This window comes from Paenibacillus spongiae, assembly GCF_024734895.1.
Lineage (GTDB): Bacteria > Bacillota > Bacilli > Paenibacillales > Paenibacillaceae > Paenibacillus_Z > Paenibacillus_Z spongiae.
The window spans coordinates 6,817,514-6,838,819 of record NZ_CP091430.1 but is presented as its reverse complement, the minus strand read 5'-3'; the positions used below and the strand labels follow the sequence as shown (position 1 = coordinate 6,838,819).

Sequence of the window (21,306 nt, the reverse complement as noted above, 5' to 3'; positions counted from 1 at the left end):
TGAGCTAACGGATAACGAGAGCAAAGCGATGAAACCGATCTATCGCTTTCGTTGCGTTTAAAATACATTAAGCGAGAGGCAGGTCATAGCTTTTGGAAAAGCACTTAGAAATAAGGAAGGCAATCAATAGACTTTCACTGCAAGAAGCGAAACAGCTTATTACGATCATCAAGTTACAACTGGAAAACTTGAAGGACGTATACGAGAAGCTGCTAGTTCCTAATAATCGGATCTCGATATGGGAACCGAATGATGCTGCCACGAAAGTGCATATTGTTTTTGGCGATTCTGTTGCCGGGAGTTTGAAATATGTCATAAGGCAACTGGGAATTGAGAATACAAACAAGGTGGTAAGTTTTCGAGATCAATTTTCTTTTGGACCTCTATGGCGGCTTCATGAGGAAGCTGGAAGAGCGCATAGAGTTGAGTGGTTCAGAGACCACATCAATGAGGATTTAATTCTCGAAACTGGACAAAACTTAGATGATGATTACGATACCTACCATCAAAGAATAATGGAGCAAATAGACCATATTCCGGCTGAAGCATCCATTGTGATATGGAGCGGGAATAATGCTCACGAACAGATAGGGTTGCGGTATGCACTTTATTTGCTAAGGAAAAAACAAAATGAAATATTTGTTTTTAATGCCGTGGAAGCTTGCGAAAGAAGGTTTAATACTTCCGATCAGAATATCAAATTCGCGGGCGAAATCCCTCCGGAAAAACTTCAGAATGTTTTCGGGGAAATCGAGGACAACGGATCAATAGATTTCGAAACTAAAAAGTTAATGGAGCATGAATGGTTATCGCTTGCTAATCATCATAACGTGTTGCGTATTTGGGATGGAGAAAGGATCCAAAACGTCGATGAGAATTATTTCGATTCCTATTTGCTGAAGACTATAGAGAAGCTACATGCCGACAGGTCGAATCGTGACTTTATTAAGGCTGCAAGAGTAATCGGCGAAGCGCTCGGACACTGCGATCATCACGTTGTTGATAGCTATTTTGAATACCGACTGAGACAGCTAATTTATAATCAGTCCTTGGAAATCAAAGGTGTACCAAGAGGGATGAGGTTTTACAGCGTAAGGTGTATCTTCAATACTTCGTTACGCTAACGGATACGTTAGTTCAATTCCATCTAGGAGCAGTTTGCCGCCGCGGCAGCTGCTCTTTCTGTCATTAAGCTAAAGGGCAGTATAGTTCCAAATGTGGTAATATGAGGGTAATCCTGAAGGGGGTGAAATTATGATGAAATCTAAGTTAGGAATTATCATCTTGATATGTATGATCACATTAATTGGTTGCTCTAAAGATAAAAATGTCAAGGAAAATGAATATAGTGTTCAAGATGCTATTAACGCTTTTGAATCACAGAATTTAAAACTAGTACCATTCGGGATGACAGGTACAATACCAACATTGAATAATGTTATTCCAGAAATGAATTCGGTTGAAGATGTAGCAACTGTAGATCATTCTGATCCTGAATTTGTTTATTTTTATTTTCAATACAGAAGCTTCTCGTAAATCCGGTGTCAAAGAATTTAATAAGGAAATGAAAAATGCCAAATTCACAACGTATCCTTTTTTATATGAGAAAGGAAATATACTCACTATTTACTGGGCTAAATCAAAAGAAAAGCCACACCTTAATGAACAAATCAAATCAGCGATTGAAAAACTGTAAAGGTAAAACTGACTGACAGGTGATATTGTGATTAGCCATTGAGCTAACGAGGAACGATAGCTCAACGAATAGGACGAACGGCATTCGGTTTAATGGCTGCCTTCTCAATAGGAGGTGTTAAAAAATCAATCTCAATCGTTATGTAGGAATCTGGATAATTATCTTATTAATTGAACTACTGTACTTTGCTAATTTAATTCATCAGGTTCATGACATAGAAGAAACTGCATTTATTATAGTGGTCATTACAGTTACGCTTGTCGTTGGCTCTACTGTAATAAGTAATTCCAGAAAATAGCGAAGAGGTAGCCTCTTCGCCTATCTTGTTGAACTAACGGGTACGATAGTTCAATAAAACAGCAAAAGGATCCGCCGCGGCGGATTCTTTTCACGTCCCCCTCGTCGATTGAGCTAACGGGCAGTTTAGTTCAACGCAAAAAGGGTCCCTTAACGAATCATTGTTTCGGAAGCACCCTCGCCGTTTCTTTATTGATTTCTGGTCAAAAATTACATAATATCATTTCAAGAAATGAAAGTTTAGGAGAGGCGTGATCCCATGCACCGGGAAATTAGCATATTCAATTCCGGAGATACTACGTTGGAATATTCGGTTATCGGAAAAGGAACCCCGATATTGCTATTCCACGGCGGACATTCGGGTTGTCAGGAGGAATTCGGTTATGAAAGATTGCTAACATCAGGATTTTCCATCATCACTCCCTCCCGTGCAGGATACGGCCATACTTCCTCGATTATGGATTTGGGACAGGCCTGCCACATTTATAAATCTTTATTAGATCATCTGGCTATCGAGAAAGTCCATGTTATCGCCGTTTCCGCAGGCGGGCCGAGCGGAATCGTGTTTTGCTCCATGTTTCCCGGTCGAATTGCCAGTTTCACGCTTCAGTGTGCGGTTACGAAACCATGGCTTGTGCCAGTGGATAAAGAATACAAAATGGCGAGGCGTATTTTCAAACCCGAAACCGAGAAAAGAACATGGAAAATACTTGCGGCGATGAATAACCTATTGCCGAAATTAACATACAGAATGATGGCATCTTCCTTCTCAAAACTGCCATATTCGGAAGTACGGAAACGGCTTGACGACCATTCGGCTGAAGCGTTTCGTAAAATGAATAATCGCCAGCGCTCATATTCGGGTTTCTTTATTGATTTGGAACACACTCAACTTGACTATTCTAAAGAACTAGCGAATATTCAAGCACCAACGTTAATCATGCACAGCCAAAACGATAGATCGGTTTCCTTAAGTCATCCAGAAAACGTGAAAGCGCTGATACCCCAGTCGGAAATGTGTATTCTTGACTCTTGGGGCCATCTCATATGGATAGGAAAGCACGCTACCGAGTACGATGATGCTCTTATTTCGTTCTTATCGCGACAGAAAAACGAAGAATCGTCACCTTTCAACTAACGGATACGTTAGTTCAATTCCATCTAGGAGCAGTTTGCCGCCGCGGCAGCTGCTCTTTCTGTCATTAAGCTAAAGGACAGTTTAGTGTAAAGGAAATAAATCTTATTTATCGAATTTAATTATGGCGTCCTGGTTATATATATCTGATAATTCTCCTTGGGGTAGCGCCAACGATTTGACGTTTTTATACGCTAAGCATTAGCGGCGACGGCACTGGATCGATTCGCTCGGGATTATGTAGATGCACATTATGAAACGTGGCTGCTGGCTGCTTAACGGATTGGGTGACGGGGAGGTGTGATGTAGTGGATATTCTTATTTTAGTCATCGTATTTGTTGTCTTTGCGAGTATCATCGGGAATCAGATGGCGATGTTGAAAACACTTAGAAGCATGGACGAAACTCTAAAAGAGATCAGAGACAACACGTTGAAAGTAGAGGACACGCGGGAATAACCACCGGAAGGGAACCTAAAGTCCTTAGCTTAAAATGTTGGCTGAATCCCTCCTTGTATTTATAATGGGTGGGATTGCATTTTTCAAAAATTTCAACAATGAAAAGTAATCCCGTTAATACGATGGTTAAGCTAACGGGTACGATAGTTCAATCAAACACGACGGCAGCCGGCTTCACGCATCGGTTGCCGTCTTCCGTTGAAGTAACCGGCAGTCAAAATTAACAGCAATACTTGTGAATAATTAATCCCCCGAAAATGAAAATACTCGGGGGGTTACCGTCAGTTGCATTATATAGCTCCAGCATCTCTTGCCGTATAGAACGACGGGAAAATTGGACGATAATGTAATTCGTCTCTTATACGCGTTGTATCGACGATCATGTCCCAAGGATTAAAATCCTGCTGCTGCGCTTCCGAGGAAATTTGGTTGTCATGAAGCTTGAACAACTCTGCTACGGAGATCGGTGCATCGTCGGCAACATTATAGATTCGACCATCTATACCTGGTGTGGAAGCAGCAACCAACAGGGCCTGACTTACATCTGCATGGTGCACCATATGGAGTCGTTTGGCAGGATTCCATTTACTCATGAACGGTAGAAATTCCTTGATATGGGGATCACGCTCACCATAGACAAAAGCAAGCCGTAAAATGCGCAGTCCCAATCCCTGATCGCGATGAAGCCTCAGCAGCGCATCTTCAGCAGCAGCTTTGGTTTGAGGATATGGCAAAACCGGTCTTAATTCATCATCTTCACGACTTGGTCTCGAAAGATTTCTTGAGCCGTATACCAAATTGGTACTGGTAAAAACAAACCTTGGCACATCCGCCTTCAAGGCAGCGTGAGCTAATGCTATACTGGCATTGATGTTTGACATTCTGGCAGTGTTCTCGTCTACACCGCGGAACTCCGCAGCCAAGTGTACTACGACATCTGTATCCTGGAGAGCGTCATCCCAACTGTCCGTCTGCAAAAGATCGCCTTCTAAAACTTCAGCCCCTTGCTGGCGGAACCACTCCGTCTTTCCAGCGTCCCGAACCAAAAGTTTGACGTGATGACCATGTTGTAACAAACGCGGAACAAAGCGGCTTCCTATTTTGCCTGTTGCTCCTGTTACGAAAACGTTCATTATAAAAATCCCTCCTGAGTTTTTCAGATTCTATAACGGCAGTATGACAGAATGCGCAAGTGGCTTCCTTACTGTGTTTATCGTATGATTGGCAGTGTCAGGATAAGGAGGAGTAGTCAATGGAAGGTATCTCTTCTAGCATATCGTTAGGTGAATTTTTGCGTTCGCGTCGGGAACGACTTACTCCAGAGGAAGTCGGGTTACCATCCTATGGACGACGTCGTACGCCCGGACTTCGAAGGGAAGAAGTAGCCCAGCTTGCTCATATTGGAACATCCTGGTATACCTCTTTGGAACAAGGCAGAAATATCAATCCTTCAGAGGATGTACTAAATAATATAGCAAAAGCGCTGAATTTGACTGAGGATGAACGTTGCCATCTCCATCTACTGGCAAGGCCGATAAAACAGGCAAAAGTAGACGAACAAGCACTGAATGTCGGTTTGGAGCGAACGGTTATGGCTCTTGAACCGAATCCTGCATTCATTTTGGGAAGAAGTTGGGATTTGTTGCTGTGGAACCAAGCAGCAGAGATTGTGTTAGGATTGCCGGCATTCTCAAATGATTTGCAACAGAAACCCAATTGGTTGAGGCGTTTTTTAATGGACACCTCGCTTAAATCGAAAAATATGGATTGGGAAGCCAAAGCGCAGGTCATGATTGCACGCTTTCGTGCAGATTACGCACACTTTCCTAATGATGCGAGGTTTAAGGAGCTTATTGAAGAGTTTATGCAGATTAGCGAGCTATTCCGTGAGACATGGCCGCGGCATGACGTTCAGGTTGTTACAGATTGCCACAAACGTTGGTCAGACCCTCGGATCGGAGAGATGGAATTTGAACATGTAACCTTGCAGCCGCCGACCGATCCGGAGCTGAAGATCATGATTTATACCGCTTCAAAGGATACGGCTGCCCGTTTGCAAAGTTTTATGGGCACCCAGACTTTTAGGGACAGTTCGGAAAACCGTATTATATAGTGAAGCTAGTTTATTGCGCTAACGGAGAACGTTAGTTGAAATTTAACCTAAAATCCGAGCGTTTTATTCATTCCCTTTTCCGCTACGCTTATGAAGAGACGTACCTACCTTCAAATCCCAACTGGGAAAACTGCTCTGCAATAGTTAATGGCAAGGGTTCAAAGCAGAGAGAAGTTTACTTCACGACAGAGTGCAAAGTATGGTTAAAGAAGAACCTAAACAGCCGTGAAGACTCCTGTAAAGCCTTATTCGTATCGCATCGCTTTCGGCATACCTATGCGTGTCAATTACTTGATAACGGTGCACCTCTAGATTTTATCCAAGGTATGCTGGGCCAAGCATCAACCACGCAAATCTATGCTCAGTTCCGCGGCGAGCGCCGAAGAGAACTTTATCGCCGATTTTTTAGCATATAATAGCGGCTGATTCGCCTTTGAGATCCACCGCTATTCGCAGTACATTTTAATATTTACAAATCTATAAAAATAGATATAATGATCTTTATGGAACCTTTACAGATTTTTAAAGCTTTGTCTAACGAGACGCGTAGTCAAATTATGCTGTGGTTAAAGAATCCAGAGGAATTCTTTGATGAGAAACTTTATTTACAACAAGGTCTCAATTTTCGAATTGGTGTTTGCGTGGGAGATATTCAGGCTAAAACGGGACTTGCACAGTCTGTTATCTCGAGTTACTTGTTGACGATGCAAAAAGCTGGGTTGTTGGAATCTGAGCGAATTGGGAAGTGGACGTACTATCGTCGGAACGAAAAGACTATACGACAATTTTCCGAGTACATCCAAAAGAAACTATAGACGGTAAGGAGGTCTTTTTTTTTGCATTTTACATCTACAAATCTATATATATAAATACAAATGGAGGCTTACATTTAAAATGAAAAAGGTTAACCCTTTGCTTATTATTATTCTGGCTTTAGGTGTATTCGGCATTATTACAACGGAAATGGGTATTATAGGCGTTCTGCCCCAGGTAACTCAAAAATTTAATATATCGACCTCACAGGCCGGATGGCTTGTAAGTATATTTGCTCTCGTCGTTGCCATCTCAGGTCCATTCCTGACATTGCTCGTATCCGGTATTAATCGTAAAGTCATTCTATTATCAGCTGTGCTTATTTTTGCGATTTCGAATATAGTTTATGCGTATACGACCAAGTTCGATGTGATGCTAGTTTTTCGTATTATCCCTGCTATTTTTCATCCCGTCTTTTTTTCAGTTGCACTTGTGACAGCAGCCCAACTTGTCCCTCCAGAAAAAAGCACTAAAGCGGTCACAAAGGTTTTCGCCGGTATAACGGTCGGGTTTGCTTTTGGCGTCCCTTTGACTTCTTATCTAGCAGAAAAGATTTCGTTAGAAGCCGCTTTCCTGTTCGGAGCTGTTGTAAGCATGATTGCCTTTGTAGGGATACTAGCTTGGCTTCCTTCCATGCCTGTTAAGGAAAGAATGTCTTATGGCAAGCAGCTTGGTATATTACGCAAACCTCAATTGTGGTTAAATATCGTGACCATTATTTTTATCTTTGCAGCTATGTTTTCGGTGTACAGCTACTTTGCTGAATATCTTGGACAAGTAACACATATGAACGGGTCATGGATTAGTATCATGCTGATGGCCTTCGGTATAATCATGATTTTTGGGAATTTTTTATTTGGGGGCTTTGTGCATAAAAGCATTACAAAGACAGTCATCATGTTTCCTTTGCTATATGTAGTAATTTACTTATTCGCTTATTATCTGGGTTCTTATTTCCTTCCGATGGTTGTTATCGTATTTATTTGGGGGGCAGTGCATTCCGGCGGGCTTATTGTCAGTCAAGCGTGGTTAACGACTGAGACGAAAGAAGCTCCAGAATTCGGCAACAGCTTGTTTGTCTCATTTTCCAATCTTGGGATTACTGTAGGGGCTTCTATCGGTGGATGGTTTATTTCTCACTTGGGCATCCATCAACTCATTTGGAGCGGAATTATGTTTACACTGCTTGCTTTCTTATTGATCTTGTTAAAAATAAAAATGTCCACATCGAACGCAGGGGAAGTAAACGTACGTTAAATTAAACGGGTACGATAGTTAAATTCCAATTTAGCAGTATAAACAAAGATTGAGTAGGATCAGACAACAGCATGAGGCTGCCGCGGAATTGATTGGCAGCCTTGCTGCAGCGTTACACTATGGGTTCCGGCATTCCCGATATTCGAACTCGTCGATTTTGCCCGACGTTAGGAGATAATATATGGTCGCTTCTTTATGATATGAAGTTTGTCTCGATATGCGGTTGTTGCGCTGCAGAATATCAGAGTAGCGGGCCGGATAATCATAGTGCACAAGATGATTTGCCGCCGTAACGTCGAGACCGGTGTTGACGGAATCCGTAATAAGCAGAACGGTGGATTCCGGGATTTTATTAAATCTGTCAATCATCTCATTGGCCTCATGAATGGAAAGCTGTGTCGTAATAATAATAACGCCCTTGATGTCCTCGTCCGCAGAAAGCTCGTCTAATAACAGGGCGGTGACGGCATTCGATTTGGAGATGACGATCGCTTTTTCCCTTCTGTCACTCACATCTCGGATGATGGACCTCAGCATGTTCATTTTTTGCGGATTCTGGTTGCACATAAGCGCCATTTGCTCTTTAATCGCCATGAGCTGTTTTTTTTCATGAATGGAGGAGGCCCGGCTATTTCGCTCGGAAGCCGTAAAGTAATTATTCAAAAGGTTCAAGTATTCATTTTCATATTCGGGCTCCAAGGATACGACGATCTGTTTTTCAGTAATGTTCACGATATCAGTCATCCTTCCTGCTCTTCTTATTCATTGAATAATAGCAACGTAACTTATAAATGCAAAGCGGATGGTTAAACTACTCGAAAAAATGCAGCCCGCCTCTTAAGGGAGAACGGACTACATTTTTTCGTCATGCCTCATTTTTGAAAAGAATTCTGTGGACTACCCCTATCCTCAGCCCAAAAAAGGGGTGTTTTGCAGGGATCTCCTCTTGACGGGTTCTCAGGCCGTTTAGAGGAGCAGAAAAAAAGGTTATACAGGAAGGTTACTAGATTTCGCGCCATAACTCCAATTAGAAAAATCCAAGTAAATTAGAATTGGCTCATTTCCAGATCGGATCCTGCCTGCTTTCTCATCAGCCGAATCCGATTTCGAATCCAAGGAATCACCCAATACGGGACACAGGGCGAGCCTAGAGGGCAAATTTCCAAATAAACCAACAGATGAGAGCGGACCCCCAAGAAATGAAACCAAATACCATGACAATCTTATTCTCGCTCCAGCCATACTTCAAACTGAAATGATAATGAATCGGAGCCATTTTAAATAGTCGCAACTTCGTGCGTTTATAGTAATAGACTTGCAGGATGACCGAAAATTTTTCGGCCAGATAAACTGAAAACAGAATTGGGATTAATATTTCTACCTTCTCAATTACCGCTAAGATGGAGAGTGAACCTCCAATTGCTAGCGATCCAGTATCCCCCATAAATGCTCTAGCGGGATAAATATTATAGAGAAATAATCCGAGTAGACAGCCAATCATTACGAGCGAAAATGTTTGTACTTCCTGCTTGTCTGAGATTAAGAAAAAGAAAAAATAAGTCGGGATGGCAACATTAATCAATAGCCCATCTAGACCATCTGTAAAATTGATTGCATTAGCTGATCCAACCACAAATAGTAACATGATTGCTATGTACACATAAACGGGCAAGTGTAGCTGAAAACCATTGAACAACGAAATATCGCTCGTCAGCGAAAACGAATGGAACAAAGTCATAAGCAGAATAGCGGTAAATGCGAATTGAAACACAAGTTTCGTCCGTCCAGAGATGCCTGCTGGATCTTGCCACACTGCCTTTTTGAGATCATCCATAAAACCAACAGAACTGAATAAGAGAAACGTAATGCACAAAAAGATCATCAATGGTGCAGGGTGAAATTGTAGAGACGTTACCACACCAATAAGCAAAATGAGGCCAGCCATCAATGGTGTCCCTTGCTTAGCTTGATGGTCAGGGGGTAACTCAGAGCGAATGGGCTGCGTTAGCTTCAGGTTACGCAGTCCCCAAATGAGTAGTGGCGTAAGTAATGCCACAAGCAAAAACGAAAGACCGGATATACCCAAGATTCCAACCATTCTGAAAGCACCCTTCCTTGTCATATAATGAAATGTCCTGCACGATTTAGATATATCTCAAAATCAACTATACGAAAGGTTTTACATTCGTTAAAGTGAAGGTTTGCTTGGCTTTTTTTCATATTTTCGGTATAAGTCGTTGAACTAACGAGGAACGATAGTTCAATAAAACAGCAAGAGGATCCGCAGCGGCGGATCCTTTTCATGTCTCTCTCGTCGATTGAGCTAACGGGAAGTTTAGCGTGGCTGACCGATTACATAACTTTACATTATCGCTTTAATACGATAATATATTAGAGAAGTAAAGCGATAAAGAATGAGTATGTGGTCTTAATCGAATTCATTCGGCTAGCAATACCAAAAAGGCAATACCTCAGTTAAGAAGGGAGTTTGTTATGGTGCGAGAGGCATTAATTAACAGAAAAACAAAAGAAACAGAAATTAAACTGGAGCTTAATCTCGATGAATACAGTGAAGGTAACATCAACACGGGAATTGGATTCTTTAACCATATGCTCACGCTTTTTGCTTTTAGGGCAGGAATAAAACTAAATGTGGAATGCAAAGGTGATTTAGAGATAGATGGGCATCACACGGTTGAGGACATTGGAATATGCTTGGGGCAAGCAATCAAAAAGGCTATAGGTGATAAAAAAGGCATAAACCGTTATGGTAGTTCGCGTATACCTATGGATGAGAGCTTAGCATTAGTGGATTTGAGTATATCTAATCGCTCTTTTTTAGTGTTTAACGTGGAAATGCCGTCAACACGAGCGGGCGAGTTTGAAACCGAATTAACCGAAGAGTTTTTTGTCGCTGTGGCGCATAATAGCGGGATAACCGTGCACATCAATTTGGAATACGGCAGAAATACACACCATATAAATGAGGCAATTTTCGTGGCATTCGGCGATGCGTTGAAGAAAGCAATTAGGATAACAGGCGATGTTATTCCGTCTACGAAGGGTACGTTATCATTATGAAAAAAATATGTATAGACGCTTACGTGTAAAAAATTATGGGGGGAATTTGTTTCATTGGACATCTGACGATTACGCTAACGGGCAGGTTTGGGATTAGCAATCCATAAGAAACAACCCAAGTTGAATTCTGCTAAAATGTAGTTAATGTATAATGTAGATATCCCTCATGAACAAAGGAGAACTGAAAATGAGAAAACTCGTTCTATTTCTGCACGCATCGCTTGACGGTTTTGTAGAAGGGCCGAATGGTGAAATGGACATTGGCTGGGTTTCCTACGATGCTGATTTGGAGAAACACGCGAAAGAAATTCTGAGTACTGCCGACACTGTCATTTGGGGACGTGGGACTTATCAGATGATGCACAGTTACTGGCCATCTGTACCTTCGAACCCATCAGCTTCGCAGCATGAAAGGAATCATGCCGAGTGGATCGAAAAGACAGCCAAAATCGTTTTTTCCACGACGCTGGAGAAAGTCGAATGGAATAATTCCAGACTCGTGAAAGAAGATGTCGAGGAAGAGATCAATAACCTCAAACAGCAGCCAGGCAAGGATATGGTCATCCTCGGCAGTCCTAGGTTCGCACACCACATTATGCAGCTTGATTTAATTGATGAGTATAAAATTACTGTTTCTCCCGTCCTGATCGGTAAGGGATTGCCGTTATTCCAAGGTCTCAAGGAGAAGATCAATCTTAAGCTAATCGAAAACAAGACCTTTGATTCTGGAGCCATAGGTCTCGTTTACCAGACGGTAAGATGACCTTGTCACTTAAGGTGATTACGCTAACAGTCAGTTTAGTGCACTGCTGGTCCTGAAAGTGTAGCCATTGGACTTCACAATTTTGTATTGATGTCTAAGGAGTATCTAGGATTTCAACAGACTTTACTTTTATCTTCTCAATAACCCAGGCATCATCTTCTAATGTGCTGTATAATACAAATTTGACAGATTGCCCAACCTTTAATTCATTGTAGTCCTTATATTTAATTACCCTAGACCTATTATCGAGATAAACATAACCGTTGTTTTCATCGATTGAGGTGATTTTACCGGACACTGTAAAGTCATTACTTTTGTAATTGTTGCAACCCGATATCACAACGCCGATACAAATAAGTACTGCAAATAATAATTTGCTGTTCAATACGTGATACCTCCCCCTTACTTTCTATATTAGACTGTTTTAACTCCACAAATGTTACCAAAACTTAATCCCCAAAACCAGATAAATTCGGTAAGGGATTAAAAGCAATATTATGGGCTTAAACTAACGAGGAACGATAGCGCAATTAGGGGACAGTTGCCACGGATGCTGTTGTACCTGTTTTCATGGGTTAAACATCATCTGAAACAGTGATTTCTCTGGCTTGGGATATCACATATTATGAACCGATGCCAAAGGCAATCTGACATAACGATAAGACGGCTGTTCCCGTCAGGTCTGAAGAAGACCTTCGGGAACAGCCGTTATTACTTTAGTGAGAGATTACAGCGTCAATCCGCCGTCTGCGGCAACGATAGAGCCTGTCATGTAGATGGATGCCGGAGAAGCGAGGAATGCGACAACTTCGGCAATCTCCGTAGGCTCTGCATAGCGGCCCATTCTCATGTTTGGCAATTCTTCCGGCACATAACCAGTTCTTGCGATCATTTCCGGTACCGCAGCCGTTAATGCAGTAGCAACCCCGCCAGGGCAGATCGCATTGACGCGAATGCCTTTTTTCACATATTCCAGTGCCGCCGATTTCGTCAGTCCGATCACCGCGTGTTTGCTGGCGGAATAAACAGCCATACTATGTTCGCTGCGAATACCGGCTGTTGAAGCGGTGTTCACGATGACGCCGCTGCCTTGTTTCTCCATGACTTGAAGTACATATTTCAGCCCAAGGAATACACCTTTTACGTTCACGGACATGATCCGGTCAAACTCGGCTTCCTCGATATTGGCAAGCGGGGCGAATGTTTGCAGAACGCCGGCATTATTGAAGAAAATATCGATGCAGCCATAGGCTTCAACCGCTTTGTTCACGTAGTTTTGAACATCTTCTTGAAGAGCAACGTTCGCTTGTACGAACATGCCTTCGCCACCAGCATCTTTAATGAGTTGAAGTGTTTCTTCCCCGGTCGCTTGATTGAAATCAACGACGACAATCGTTGCTCCGTTTGCCGCCAATTTCAGGCTTGTTGCCCGGCCGATTCCGCTTCCCGCACCAGTGACTACGGCTACTTGCTTTGCATTTGTCATATAGATAATCTCCTTTGATATGAAATATGATTCCAGTAATGATAGTTATACTATCACTATGATATTCATGATATCACTTCATCCGGAATAGTTCAAACTCCGCTTAGTCCCATAGGTAGCATTGACAACCAGGATTGGTTCTGATAGGATGCTATCAATTCAGGACGGAGAGAGGGAAACGATGACGATGGATCCCAAGAGCAGATGGGAAAAGGAGCGGCAGGAAGGGAAAAATCAGCGCATTCAAGCAATCCTAGAAGCTGCCAAAAGTGTTTTTCTCCAAAAAGGCATAGAGAAGGCAACGATGCAGGACATTGCGCGTGAAGCGCATATCGGGATCGCGACGGTTTTTCGCCATTTTCCAAAAAAAGACAAGCTGATTGTCGCTGTGGTGACACAGATGGTCGAGTCGCAAATTCCGGTTTTTGAGGCGATCGCGGATGGAGAGGGCAGTTGTATTCAGAAAGTGGAGCAGCTGTTGGATCTATTTATCTCCTACACGCAAGAAGAACACAGCTTCAACACGAAGCTTCTGGAGGCTTTTGAAAGTTATCAATCCCTGATGCCGGAGCCATTAGAGGATATCGGTGTTTATGAGGAAGTGTCCCATAAAATAATAATGTTTTATTCACGAATCTTTGAGGAAGGGCGCCGCGACGGATCGATTCGGCCGGATCTTCCGGTACATGAGACATTATCGACGATATCGAACAATTTTGGCACATATGCCAAGAAGCTGTCCGCCCAGCGCAATGTACTGTTACCTCACATGGAGACGGAGCCTGAGCAGCAGCTGCTCATCTTGAAGCAGATTTTTTTGCAATACTTACGGCCGTAGCCTCGCAATTAGACCTAATAAAAAAGGCAACTCAGCAGAATGGGCCTACGATCGATTTAAGCTTCGCTTCTTCCAGACGTGTGATACCCTTCAATCGTAATATCGATCTTTTTGAAAGCGATATAGTAAGCAATAAGCGAGTACATCGCATGATCCCAACCAAAGACGAATCCGCCGCGGCGGATTCTTTTCACGCTTCCCTCGTTGATTGACTAACGGGCAGATTACGCTAATGGCTTTCACATAGACTGTGTCAGTGATATTGTGATCATCATCTAAAGACCAATTTATAATACTAGATATGAGAGCGCACCGTTAATTATCCTCTCAATGCCTTTACCTATCATTTCTTAAAAAAGGGGTGGATTCGTATTGTTTAATGTTTGTATTCAATGTGGGGAATACCATGTAGAAAAGTCCATTCAGCCGATTAATAATTTTGAGGCTTTTGCCATTTGTCCGCACTGCGGACACGCACACCGATTCTTCCGACTTCCATTGTTTGTCGTTACAGGTGCCAGCGGTGTGGGAAAATCAACTATCTGCCTAGCACTCACATCAAAATTAAAGGATGCTGTAGTTATTGAAGGCGATATACTATGGAGTGATTCCATTACCGGGAACTTCAGAGAACTCTGTCTGCGTGTCGCTAAAACAATTTCGCTTAACGGTAAACCTGTCGTATTATTCGGAACAACAATCCCGGAAGAGTTTGAAAACTGCAAGGAACGAAGGTATTTCTCAGAAATCCATTATTTGGCTTTAACATGTGACGATGCCGTACTTGCTGAACGTTTAAGAGCAAGACCTTCATGGAGAGGGTTTGATAATGAAGATATCATAAACCACCACTTGGGTTTTAACCGCTGGAATAAGGAAAATATAAATTCAGTCACTCCGCCTATGGAATTGCTCAATACTACTAATGTTACTGTGCAAGAAACAGCGGAGAAGGTAAAAGCTTGGATAGAAGATAAATGGAAAGGGACATTATTTACAAATTCAGATCATGAGCAATAATGAACGAAACAAAGAGCAGGTTGCCGCGGCAGCCATGATCTCGCTCAGGGACCTGTTTAGCACCGATTGAGACGTAGGGTAAAGGGCAGAAAACGAAGTGAAATCTTCGTATACAGGTCTCCAAACACACCATGGTATTCCGGAAAGAATTGAAAGGTCTTCCCGCGTGGCACTCCTCGATCTGTGAATGCTTGCGCATGACTTTCTCCTTTGGAAACATCCAGTCCGATGACAGGATTCATACTGGACTATTCGATACAACAGTGCTATTATTTCGGATGATTCAATTAAAGAACATAGTATTCAAGTTGCGGATAGATAACATTAAGCTATCGGATAACGATAGTGGAGGAGCTTGTCATCGTGGGAGCTTTTGGTTTATTGAAGTAACGAGCATGATAGTTCAATCACTTCGCGAATTTTTAGGTATATATGCAATTGGGGCAAGTGCTTATAAATTCATTTATAAGGAGCAACTTCGATGAAAATTGGATTTCTAATTATTGATATGCAAGCAATCCATCTACAGGGTATTGAAAAGAAAGTAATAGATAGGGCTTGCGAGTACATCAATTATGTAGCTGACATACTTCGATCTAAAAGTCACGTGATCATTCACATTCAAGACATTGAAGGGATTTTAGAATTAAATAAAGACTTATATAGTACAATTCCAGAGGTTCAAATTAAAGATACTGACTTAGTTTTAACTAAAGAATTCTCAAACGCATTTTGGAGAACAGAACTCGATCAAATATTAGTAGACCAAGGCATTGAATTCTTAATCATTTCCGGAAATGCTGCAGAACATTGCGTCTTGTTTACTTATAACGGAGCAGTTGAAAGAGGTTTTAAACCTGTAATTTTGCAGAACGGAGTATTAAGCACATATAGCGATGCCATAGCATCCATGTATAGAGATAGAAATTTAATATCATATCCGGCTATCCAATATTTAATTTAAGAATGATGTGATGGACCCAATAGAATACCATATTCACACTTCGAGATATCCGCCCCTCGTGTCTCCAGAGACATTTCGGATTAGCTAACAGGTAACGTTAGTTCAATGCACCATGGAGCAGTCTGCACCTTGCAGCTGCTCCATTTTTCATTACGCTAACGGGCAGCATTCGACTGACCTTTGTGTCGTGCAAGCACGCGTCCATAACTGGCTGGATCGGTATTTTCCAGAGTTTCTAACGGTCTTTAAGGATTGGGAATGCAAGTCTGCGATCCAAATGCTAAGCCTTTATCGCTGGTTGCTAAAAACGCAGCCTTCCGAGCACTGCATGAGTATTACACCAAACGCCCTAAAAACCCATTGAAGAAGATGCAGTCTCTCATTGCGTTGTGTAACAAACTCATTCGTATCCTATTCGGCATATTGAAAAAAGGACATGAGTTCAGGGAAGAGAAGATGATGCAGGATATCCCTCAGTGTGCAGAATTTCCACTAGCAGCTTAAATCAAGATCATGACCCAAGACAAAAGGAAAAAGATAACAAGAAGCACGGATGAGTCGGAACGGCGTTAACATACGGACGAAGATCCTGCCGGGCAGCATATCTGACCTCCACCTCATGGACAGGTTGAATGAAGGAATGTGGGAGCGTAGACTCTGCGAGATGTGGGAGGGTAGACCGCCATGAGCTCATGTGGAGATCCAAGGGTGCAACCATACTTTACCACAACATCCACTTTTTAAAACGAGTGGTCTAGGTGGAGACTTTTTTGCACTTCAATGGCCCCATAAATTTCTTCCTCTGCAACTTCGTTCCACTTAAATGTTATCTGCTAAGTAGTAAACTTGGGTCAAAATCTAAGAAAATGTAAGTATTTAAGAGAAAAGTGATTCTCCATAGAGGGAGGGAGTTTAATACTAACAGTGAAGATGGAATAATAACCACAACAAGTTGTGGAGGGATCAAAGTGAAGCAAATTATTGTGACTTTATTAATTTTGGGTAGTATCCTGGTGCCTCTTAAATCTACGTTCAATTCACCGTAAATGTAGGGGTGGGCGTGGGGAGAATGTTTTAAATATGTGAAACGCAAGGCATTTCTTCCTTTACTCGTTTGGCTGTGGACAAACGTTCGTAACAGTATAATTATCCACACTGATTTTCTTTCTAGCATTATGTCCACTTTATAGGACAAGATAACAAGGACAGAAACGATAGATTGAAAGGGAATGGATTTGTTTTGGAGGAGGGCGTAGCCCAAGCGAAGGCGCGGGAGCATAAAAGTATCTTATTACGCTTTCGTTGAAGATAATATTTATTCTTTATTGGCTGCCGCGGCGGATATTATGCAAGATTTACGGCCATCGGATCCTGGAGCATGAGGTTCCCCGTCTAATTCACTTGGAAAATCAACTAATCAACTGAGAAACTAATCTTTGCCAACCAAAGGGTTTGTGCAAAGTTAATTCAATATGCCATTAGCAATGGATGGAACTATAAATCTGAACACGCTGTGCTCGAGCTCCAAGATGGAGACATTTTGGTAGATCGATTAGGTTTGGATGAATTGTAACAGTCACACAATTTTGGGCTAACGGATTAAGCTTACGATTAACGGTAATTCAGAGCCATCCAGAAGCAGTTTTCATTAAAAAAAGGTGTAACTTGACGGACTCTCATTTTCTAAATTAATACTTAAACCTTACTCCTTGTTATGCTTCTTCATTAATGAATCATTTGTTAAGTATTTGGGATCTGCAACTTTTCTCTTTTCAACTTTTGTTCTTAGTTGAGACCCCTATGGAAGTTATATCATGGAACCGAAAGTTTGAACGGATTCGGTTATTTCCATTTGTGTTTTTAGTCTAAATATTTTAAGTGGATCATTTTTGTTTTCAAGCCGCTTCAGCAACGTTTTGGCTGCGACGACTCCGACCTCGTAACTTGGTTCTTTGACTGTTGAAATCTGCTTGTCTAATAGATGATTGAACGTTATTTGATCGAAGCCGATGAAGGAGATGTCTTTTCCAATCTCCATCTTCAGTGTTTTAAATACCTCCATAGCCATGAAAGTATAATCGAAGGAAGAGGTGAAGATAGCCGATGGTCTGTTGTCCATCTTGAAAAGGGCTTCGATTTGATCCATAACGTTTCCGGAACGGTCGTATGGGCCTTCAATAACATATTTGGGATTTAAAGGTATATTATAATCCTGAAGCGCTCGCTTGTAGCCCTCGTATCTTTCTGTCATTGTAGACTCATTGTTGTGGTAATACATACAAGCAATATTTCGGTGTCCTTGATTAATTAAATATTCAATGGCATTATACGTGCCGTTAATATTGTCAACAAAAACTTTGTCGCACTCGAATTCCGGTATGTCGCAGTTCACCAGAATTACAGGGATACCGTTTTCCTGTAACCGATTTAAATCCTCAAGCAAAAGATGACTTTGTTGATGGACCATATAAATTAAGCCATCTATCTTTTTTTGTTCTAACAACATGATTTTTTTTCTTTCAAGTTCAATATTGTTCAGGGTAGAAGCTACAATTAAATTATAACCATATTCAACCAGCGTTGTATCTAAACCTTGAATAATATCTAGAACGATAACGGTATTTAGAGTACACGCAACAAAACCAACTGTATAGGAAGTTTTAGTCTTCAATGTCCGGGCGCTGTTATCAACTTTATAATTTAGTTCTTTAATTGCCTGTTCCACTCTTTTGTGGTTGTCTTCTCGGAGTTTTTTATTATTAAGATACCTGGAAACCGTACCGATCGATACATTGGCCATTTTTGCTACATCAAAAATAGTCGTCATTCTTTGCCGCTCCTTAGTTTATAACGTTATTCATTTGATTTTATCAGAGGAGAGAATATAACGTCAATTTCACAGCTTTCTTTCCAATTACAAGGAATAAAAACAAAAGTTTATTTTAGTTTTTATTAAACATCAGTTTTAAAGTTAAAACGATAAATTATTTTTTATTGAATTTCAATATTTTCTGCGCATTTTTAATAAAATCATCTACAAGATGAGAAATGAACATGGATTTTCGGCATTTCCTACGGTCGATGAGCTAGAATTTTCACAACCGAATTAATCGTGTCCTAATGCCGTTCTGGCAAAACAGGTCGAAATAATCTCGTTCACTTTTTGATTGCGATACAACGTTAAGTCGGCTATAATCGAAAAGGTAAATTAAAACGTTATTACTAAATTTTAATGGAAAGATGAAAGTAAAATTCTAACTATTAAATAAGTGGGGTGAATCCTATAGAAGATTTGATATCGGTGTTTTGAAAACTCTCAGGATGAAGGTTGTTGTGTGCATTTTACAATTGCTGACTAGGATGCATTCGAACGAGTTCCTGTGGAATTTGTGAACGAAGGCGTTAAGGAGGAGGCAAGGCAGTGCTCTGCGGATATGTTTTTAGCGAGCATATCGCAAGCGGTTACATTGAATATGATGGAGCGGATATTCGGATTAACGGCAACGATATATTCCGATTCGAGGGGTCAGTGCAAAAGCTCTTTTTAACTATAAAAACTATGACCTGATTATTTTCAGTTTAATACGATTACATTTCAATTAAGGGAGCGGAATGGTTTTGTATATCAAAGTAATAGACTTGAATAAGAACCCGTACAAGGCCGCATGGGAAAATTACACCTTATTTTATGAAGGACATTATTATGCCATGTTTAATGTGAGGTCCAATATAAACGAATTGAATAATAGTTCGTATGCGATTGATCTGTTCAAGTCAAAAGATGGAGTTCATTGGGAATTGTTCTGTGAAGATACACTTCCTATCGTTGGAAGTCATGGAGGTTTCAGCTTTCATCGATTTGGAGATTATTTTATGTACCACCCTACCTGCACTAATCCACAGAAAGGTATTCATTTTAAATCATATCGATCCAGGAACCTCTTGGAATGGGAACACTTGGGTGACACTTACGATGTAGGTATAGATAATCGTTATTATGAACAGAGATGGGATGAAATCGTTGTTCTCGATGATGTGGATGCTGATGGAAATGAAGTTTATTTTGGATATATCTCTAGTGAAGTGCGCAACGACATTGGACCGCCTTCATGCGGGATGTTAAAGAGCAGAGATGGATTGGAGTGGGAAATACTTCCTCCGCCTGTAATTCATTGGGGAACAACGCCTCCGCATCATATGGAAGTGAATTTTTGCGAGAAGATGAACGGCAAATATTATCTGAATATGTCAGGACGTCAGTACATGGATAGCTTAGGGTATTCCCTATATACCTTTGTTGCTGATCAGCCGGAAGGACCTTATGTTCCGGACAGAGAGATGTTCAGGCTTTGTGGGACATCGCATCACGAAATCACGTGGCTCTCTCATACGATTCACTCACCAGAGGGAATTCTGTGCGCAACTTGGTTATGTAAGGGGACGAGTCCTGCAGTACCTAGTCAAAGCTTCACTATTGCACCATTCAAACGTCTATTGAATGTAGATGGACACTTGCGCTTGGGATACTGGTCAGGTAACGATGCAGCCAAGGGGGAGGAAACACGATTAAGTAAACTTGATATCGTTCATCCCTTGCCCCAAGTTAAAGGCGAACGTGATCATTATCGCCTAGAGAAGGATAAATTCATTATTCAAGCTAGCCGAGACGGAATCATTCTAATGTTCGAGAAGATGTTCGACGTACAAAAAGGCTTCATTATTGAAGGGAATGTTGAATTGTGCGAGAGCAGAACACTAATCGAAACTCATCACCATGCAGCGCATATTGGAATCTATATGGAAAGCGGGACAAACAGCGGAACGGCAATGGTGGTAGATACGCACGGAGTAACGCGCACGGGTTATATCCAATATTCGGATCACAAGATCAGTGATTATAACTTCCGTAAAGATATTTATAGCGGTATGGGACTTGTAGACGGTCGTTCAGGACCCTTAAAGGGTACACTGGCTTTCGATTGTCAGGATACTGCTGGCCCCTACGGACATGCCAATGCATCTGATTTGAGGCATGGAAGTCGGCATACGATTCGAATCCTGGCACGAGGTGATTTCATGGAATTGTATGTGGATGATTATTATGTTCAGACTTTTTATGTTCCAGAAACCTTTACCGGGCGTGTTGGAATCGTAGTCTCTGACGGTGTGGCTGAATGCGAATCCTTTCGTGCTTGGGAAATGAATATAGATTAGACCAGAAAGGCTTTCGATTCCGGTGGTGGCATTGACGGAACCGATTCTATTCGCAAGTCATCAAGCAGTGGAGGGAACAGGGCGCCAAGGATGCCGACGGTCCTCATATTAAGCAGCGCGCTGCCGATTTTTAAAGAGCTCCCGCAGGCGTCGCCATCTCGGACTAGGCTG

Annotated in this window: 19 protein-coding genes and 2 pseudogenes; 14 read left to right on the top strand and 7 right to left on the bottom strand. The window is 41.6% G+C overall.

What is annotated here, in order from left to right:
* Window positions 1-92: 92 nt before the first annotated feature.
* The 3 genes from L1F29_RS30710 to L1F29_RS30700 all read left to right on the top strand — a co-directional run bounded on the left by L1F29_RS30710 (window position 93) and on the right by L1F29_RS30700 (window position 3,131).
* Window positions 93-1,124, top strand: coding sequence for a DUF1835 domain-containing protein (locus tag L1F29_RS30710; protein WP_258385796.1), 1,032 nt, complete (start codon window positions 93-95; stop codon window positions 1,122-1,124).
* 130 nt (window positions 1,125-1,254) lie between these two features.
* Entirely contained in the window at window positions 1,255-1,536 is a 282-nt protein-coding gene (locus L1F29_RS30705) for a hypothetical protein (RefSeq protein WP_258385795.1), read from the top strand.
* A gap of 716 nt (window positions 1,537-2,252) precedes the next feature.
* Entirely contained in the window at window positions 2,253-3,131 is an 879-nt protein-coding gene (locus tag L1F29_RS30700) for an alpha/beta fold hydrolase (protein ID WP_258385794.1), read from the top strand.
* A gap of 745 nt (window positions 3,132-3,876) precedes the next feature.
* Here the strand turns inward: L1F29_RS30700 and L1F29_RS30695 are convergent.
* On the bottom strand, window positions 3,877-4,719 hold the full coding sequence (locus L1F29_RS30695; RefSeq protein ID WP_258385793.1) for an NAD-dependent epimerase/dehydratase family protein: 843 nt from the start codon (window positions 4,717-4,719) through the stop codon (window positions 3,877-3,879).
* 119 nt (window positions 4,720-4,838) lie between these two features.
* On the opposite strand from L1F29_RS30695, the gene L1F29_RS30690 reads away from it, so the two are divergent.
* The 4 genes from L1F29_RS30690 (at window position 4,839) to L1F29_RS30675 (ending at window position 7,769) form a co-directional block, all read left to right on the top strand.
* A complete protein-coding gene (locus L1F29_RS30690) occupies window positions 4,839-5,699 on the top strand; it encodes a helix-turn-helix transcriptional regulator (protein WP_258385792.1) in 861 nt (286 codons plus the stop codon).
* Between the two features lie 35 nt (window positions 5,700-5,734).
* A complete protein-coding gene (locus L1F29_RS30685) occupies window positions 5,735-6,115 on the top strand; it encodes a tyrosine-type recombinase/integrase (RefSeq protein ID WP_258385791.1) in 381 nt (126 codons plus the stop codon).
* 87 nt (window positions 6,116-6,202) lie between these two features.
* Window positions 6,203-6,514 carry an ArsR/SmtB family transcription factor gene (locus L1F29_RS30680; protein ID WP_258385790.1) on the top strand — a complete coding sequence of 104 codons (312 nt, stop codon included), beginning with the start codon at window positions 6,203-6,205 and terminating at the stop codon, window positions 6,512-6,514.
* A 79-nt stretch (window positions 6,515-6,593) separates the two neighbouring features.
* On the top strand, window positions 6,594-7,769 hold the full coding sequence (locus tag L1F29_RS30675) for an MFS transporter (protein ID WP_258385789.1): 1,176 nt from the start codon (window positions 6,594-6,596) through the stop codon (window positions 7,767-7,769).
* Between the two features lie 117 nt (window positions 7,770-7,886).
* On the opposite strand, the gene L1F29_RS30670 is transcribed toward L1F29_RS30675, so the two are convergent.
* Window positions 7,887-8,501 (bottom strand): helicase-related protein, encoded by a 615-nt coding sequence (locus L1F29_RS30670; protein WP_258385788.1) that lies wholly within the window; start codon window positions 8,499-8,501, stop codon window positions 7,887-7,889.
* A gap of 415 nt (window positions 8,502-8,916) precedes the next feature.
* On the bottom strand, window positions 8,917-9,867 hold the full coding sequence (gene mraY, locus L1F29_RS30665) for a phospho-N-acetylmuramoyl-pentapeptide-transferase (RefSeq protein ID WP_258385787.1): 951 nt from the start codon (window positions 9,865-9,867) through the stop codon (window positions 8,917-8,919).
* 398 nt (window positions 9,868-10,265) lie between these two features.
* Here mraY and hisB point away from each other — a divergent pair, with 398 nt between their 5' ends.
* Entirely contained in the window at window positions 10,266-10,850 is a 585-nt protein-coding gene (gene hisB, locus L1F29_RS30660) for an imidazoleglycerol-phosphate dehydratase HisB (RefSeq protein ID WP_258389863.1), read from the top strand.
* Between the two features lie 187 nt (window positions 10,851-11,037).
* Window positions 11,038-11,613 (top strand): dihydrofolate reductase family protein, encoded by a 576-nt coding sequence (locus tag L1F29_RS30655; protein WP_258385786.1) that lies wholly within the window; start codon window positions 11,038-11,040, stop codon window positions 11,611-11,613.
* Between the two features lie 94 nt (window positions 11,614-11,707).
* On the opposite strand, the gene L1F29_RS30650 is transcribed toward L1F29_RS30655, so the two are convergent.
* Window positions 11,708-11,998: a hypothetical protein gene (locus L1F29_RS30650; protein ID WP_258385785.1), complete on the bottom strand. Its 291-nt coding sequence runs from the start codon at window positions 11,996-11,998 to the stop codon at window positions 11,708-11,710.
* Between the two features lie 342 nt (window positions 11,999-12,340).
* Window positions 12,341-13,099: an SDR family NAD(P)-dependent oxidoreductase gene (locus L1F29_RS30645; protein ID WP_258385784.1), complete on the bottom strand. Its 759-nt coding sequence runs from the start codon at window positions 13,097-13,099 to the stop codon at window positions 12,341-12,343.
* A gap of 148 nt (window positions 13,100-13,247) precedes the next feature.
* Between L1F29_RS30645 and L1F29_RS30640 the strand changes: the two genes are divergently transcribed.
* Entirely contained in the window at window positions 13,248-13,937 is a 690-nt protein-coding gene (locus L1F29_RS30640) for a TetR/AcrR family transcriptional regulator (protein WP_258385783.1), read from the top strand.
* Window positions 13,938-14,011: 74 nt separating this feature from the next.
* Here the strand turns inward: L1F29_RS30640 and L1F29_RS30635 are convergent.
* A pseudogene (locus tag L1F29_RS30635) lies at window positions 14,012-14,110 on the bottom strand (YitT family protein); the annotation flags it as partial.
* 199 nt (window positions 14,111-14,309) lie between these two features.
* Between L1F29_RS30635 and L1F29_RS30630 the strand changes: the two are divergent.
* The 3 genes and pseudogenes from L1F29_RS30630 to L1F29_RS30620 form a co-directional block, all read left to right on the top strand.
* The gene (locus L1F29_RS30630; RefSeq protein WP_258385782.1) at window positions 14,310-14,957 is read left to right on the top strand and encodes a P-loop nucleotide/nucleoside kinase family protein; all 648 of its coding nucleotides are present in this window, start codon (window positions 14,310-14,312) and stop codon (window positions 14,955-14,957) included.
* Window positions 14,958-15,438: 481 nt separating this feature from the next.
* The gene (locus tag L1F29_RS30625; protein WP_258385781.1) at window positions 15,439-15,921 is read left to right on the top strand and encodes a cysteine hydrolase family protein; all 483 of its coding nucleotides are present in this window, start codon (window positions 15,439-15,441) and stop codon (window positions 15,919-15,921) included.
* Window positions 15,922-16,215: 294 nt separating this feature from the next.
* Window positions 16,216-16,425 (top strand): annotated as a pseudogene (locus L1F29_RS30620) (IS110 family transposase); the annotation flags it as partial.
* Window positions 16,426-17,728: 1,303 nt separating this feature from the next.
* Here L1F29_RS30620 and L1F29_RS30615 read toward each other — a convergent pair.
* The gene (locus tag L1F29_RS30615) at window positions 17,729-18,748 is read right to left on the bottom strand and encodes a LacI family DNA-binding transcriptional regulator (protein ID WP_258385780.1); all 1,020 of its coding nucleotides are present in this window, start codon (window positions 18,746-18,748) and stop codon (window positions 17,729-17,731) included.
* A gap of 791 nt (window positions 18,749-19,539) precedes the next feature.
* Between L1F29_RS30615 and L1F29_RS30610 the strand changes: the two genes are divergently transcribed.
* Window positions 19,540-21,135 (top strand): glycoside hydrolase family protein, encoded by a 1,596-nt coding sequence (locus L1F29_RS30610; protein WP_258385779.1) that lies wholly within the window; start codon window positions 19,540-19,542, stop codon window positions 21,133-21,135.
* Window positions 21,136-21,306: the final 171 nt, after the last annotated feature.

What these genes read in the sequence shown, in the direction of transcription:
- L1F29_RS30690 (WP_258385792.1), top strand. Translation starts at nt 4,839, where the DNA reads ATGGAAGGTATCTCTTCTAGCATATCGTTAGGTGAATTTTTGCGTTCG.
- L1F29_RS30680 (WP_258385790.1), top strand. Translation starts at nt 6,203, where the DNA reads ATGGAACCTTTACAGATTTTTAAAGCTTTGTCTAACGAGACGCGTAGT.
- L1F29_RS30615 (WP_258385780.1), bottom strand. Translation starts at nt 18,748, where the DNA reads ATGACGACTATTTTTGATGTAGCAAAAATGGCCAATGTATCGATCGGT.
- L1F29_RS30640 (WP_258385783.1), top strand. Translation starts at nt 13,248, where the DNA reads ATGCTATCAATTCAGGACGGAGAGAGGGAAACGATGACGATGGATCCC.
- L1F29_RS30625 (WP_258385781.1), top strand. Translation starts at nt 15,439, where the DNA reads ATGAAAATTGGATTTCTAATTATTGATATGCAAGCAATCCATCTACAG.
- L1F29_RS30695 (WP_258385793.1), bottom strand. Translation starts at nt 4,719, where the DNA reads ATGAACGTTTTCGTAACAGGAGCAACAGGCAAAATAGGAAGCCGCTTT.
- L1F29_RS30655 (WP_258385786.1), top strand. Translation starts at nt 11,038, where the DNA reads ATGAGAAAACTCGTTCTATTTCTGCACGCATCGCTTGACGGTTTTGTA.
- L1F29_RS30645 (WP_258385784.1), bottom strand. Translation starts at nt 13,099, where the DNA reads ATGACAAATGCAAAGCAAGTAGCCGTAGTCACTGGTGCGGGAAGCGGA.
- L1F29_RS30700 (WP_258385794.1), top strand. Translation starts at nt 2,253, where the DNA reads ATGCACCGGGAAATTAGCATATTCAATTCCGGAGATACTACGTTGGAA.
- L1F29_RS30675 (WP_258385789.1), top strand. Translation starts at nt 6,594, where the DNA reads ATGAAAAAGGTTAACCCTTTGCTTATTATTATTCTGGCTTTAGGTGTA.
- L1F29_RS30705 (WP_258385795.1), top strand. Translation starts at nt 1,255, where the DNA reads ATGATGAAATCTAAGTTAGGAATTATCATCTTGATATGTATGATCACA.
- mraY (WP_258385787.1), bottom strand. Translation starts at nt 9,867, where the DNA reads ATGGTTGGAATCTTGGGTATATCCGGTCTTTCGTTTTTGCTTGTGGCA.